The sequence below is a fragment of the Streptomyces sp. NPDC054841 genome (assembly GCF_053611045.1).
Map to the genome: position 1 here is coordinate 1 of NZ_JBSGZO010000795.1, position 2,221 is coordinate 2,221.

At 67.9% G+C, this 2,221-nt stretch carries 2 protein-coding genes; one reads left to right on the forward strand and one right to left on the reverse strand.

What is annotated here, in order from left to right:
- The first annotated feature begins 44 nt into the window (after positions 1–44).
- A complete protein-coding gene (locus ACWGI8_RS43285) occupies positions 45–794 on the forward strand; it encodes a GTP cyclohydrolase II (RefSeq protein ID WP_453669007.1) in 750 nt (249 codons plus the stop codon).
- A gap of 264 nt (positions 795–1,058) precedes the next feature.
- Here the strand turns inward: ACWGI8_RS43285 and ACWGI8_RS43290 are convergent, their stop codons facing one another.
- Positions 1,059–1,718 carry a cutinase family protein gene (locus ACWGI8_RS43290; protein WP_453669009.1) on the reverse strand — a complete coding sequence of 220 codons (660 nt, stop codon included), beginning with the start codon at positions 1,716–1,718 and terminating at the stop codon, positions 1,059–1,061.
- Positions 1,719–2,221: the final 503 nt, after the last annotated feature.

Consider the following 2,221-nt stretch of genomic DNA (forward strand, 5'->3'; position numbering starts at 1 on the left):
TCCATTCACACTCCACCTGCGTCCATGGATGAGCGGAGACGGACATGTCCAGTTCCCCCGAAACCCCAGCAGTCCGGCCGGCCGAGGTCCGTACCCGGGTGCGCATCCCGCTGCGTGTCGGCAACGGCCCCACCGTCCATGCCGAGGCGGTCACCTTCCACGGGCTGGAGGACGGCACCGAACACCTGGCGCTCATCCTCGGCGCACCCACCGCCGTGCGCACCCCGCTCGTCCGGTTGCATTCGGAGTGCCTCACCGGCGACGTCTTCGGCTCGGCCCGCTGCGACTGCGGACCGCAGCTGGGGGAGGCCGTGGAACGGATCGCGGCCACGGGCGGCTACCTGCTCTATCTCCGCCAGGAGGGCCGCGGCATCGGCCTGTACAACAAGCTCGACGCCTACGCGTTGCAGGACGACGGCCTGGACACCTATGCCGCCAACACCGCACTCGGCCTGCCCGAGGACGACCGCGACTACCGGGCGGCCGCCCAGATGCTCAGGGCTCTCGGCGTGGACAGCCTGAATCTGCTGTCCAACAACCCGGACAAGGCCCGGCAACTGCGCGACCTCGGAGTGTCGGTCCGCGATGTCCTGCCCACCGGGGTCTTCGCGACCGAGACCAACCTGCGCTACCTGCAGGCCAAGGTCGAGCACACCGGCCACGGCATCGTTCTCACCGGCCACACACGGCCACGGGACCGGCTCGACACGGCAGCCCCGGCCGGCCTACAGGCCGAGCCTTCCGCGCGAAGCCGTCCGGCGACCCCCGCCCGCCACGTCCGCAATGGCGTTTGAAACGGGCGGGAAGCCGAGCCGGACAGCAGTGTCACCGGCGTCGGCGGACGAACGTCCGGTCTTGCGGGCGCGGACCGCAGGATCCCGATCTGTCCGGTTCCCATCCCTGAGGCCGGGCCGGCCGGCGCTGTGCGCGGACGTGACGCGCTCTCACGTAGTCCCCGGACGGCACGGGCGCATCACCACCTGCCAGCAGCCGGTTCTTCTGGGCCGATGACAGGTGGCGAAGGATTCGACGATGCACCCAGCCGACGAGTTCCGTGGTTACCAGGCGGCGGGATACCAAGCGCCGTTGTACCACTGCTCGTTGGCGCTGTCGTTGTGGTGATCCATGTTGAAGTCGTGGGGGTAGTTCTTGAGGTGGTTGTCCGGGTAGGTCCAAATGCCGGCGGACTCGTCACAGACGTAGTCCCAGTGGCAGATCGTCTTGACCGGCACGTTGCCGAAGAACCTGTCGGCGCCGGCGAGCGGGGCGCCGACGAAACCGCCGAACGGCACGGCTCCGCCGTTGGCGCCGGGAGGGCCCTGGCGCTTGGGGTCCGCGATGAGAATGGCGTTGACGTTGTCGAACGTCTGCCAGTTCTCGGTGACCCAGATGTGCACCACGGCGGCGCCCAGGGAATACCCGCCCATCTTGACGTGCTGGCCCGGGCACGCGGCACGTTGGTCGCGGACCAGCCGGTTCAGCTCATTGACGCCTGCCCGGGCGCTCGCACCGTTGGGAATCTGGGTGGGGTACCCGACGTGCTGCTGGATGTTGCCGGTGAAGCCGTCGTTGTTCCACGAGCTTCCCGTGCCACCGACAACGATCGTGTAGGTGCCCTCACACGAAGCCGCTGCTTGCGCCGTGGATCCCTGTGTCACTGAAAGCCCGGCTGTCAGCAGAAGTCCGGCCAACGCGGCCGCGAACCTTCTTGCCCGCATTCGATCCTCCCCATGTAGTCGGCCTACGCGTCTGCTTTCCGATGCGGTACGCGGTCGGCCATGGTCACCGGACGACAGTGACAGCAGCCGATGACATCCCGATGAAACCCGCGTGGTCCGACCGACAGGGGAGGCTCCAGCACCACCGCGGTGGGGGTTGGAGGCCGGTTCCATCGGTATTTCATCGGTGCGCTCTACCGCCGGCCGCCGACGGCTGGAGAGGAGCGGCCGAATAGCCGGCCGGCTTTGCCGCCTGGTCCGACTGGGCCTGGGTGGGCAATTCCGCAGGGCCGGTAATCAGCTGAATTCCGCGGACTTCACTTCACAACGGAAAGGCACACAGCGGCAAGAACCGGCTGATACCGCGTGTTCAACAGATTGGCCGTCGTGGCCGGCCTCTGGGCGTTGGTCATCGGGATGACCGCCTCGGTTGCCATCGCCCAACCCGGGCCTGTTCCGGGCCCGGGCGACGACCGCTACGGCGTCTCCCGGTATTTCAGTGG

Excerpts from the sequence above, each read along its gene's own strand:
- ACWGI8_RS43285 (WP_453669007.1), top strand. The coding sequence starts at position 45 with ATGTCCAGTTCCCCCGAAACCCCAGCAGTCCGGCCGGCCGAGGTCCGT.
- ACWGI8_RS43290 (WP_453669009.1), bottom strand. The coding sequence starts at position 1,718 with ATGCGGGCAAGAAGGTTCGCGGCCGCGTTGGCCGGACTTCTGCTGACA.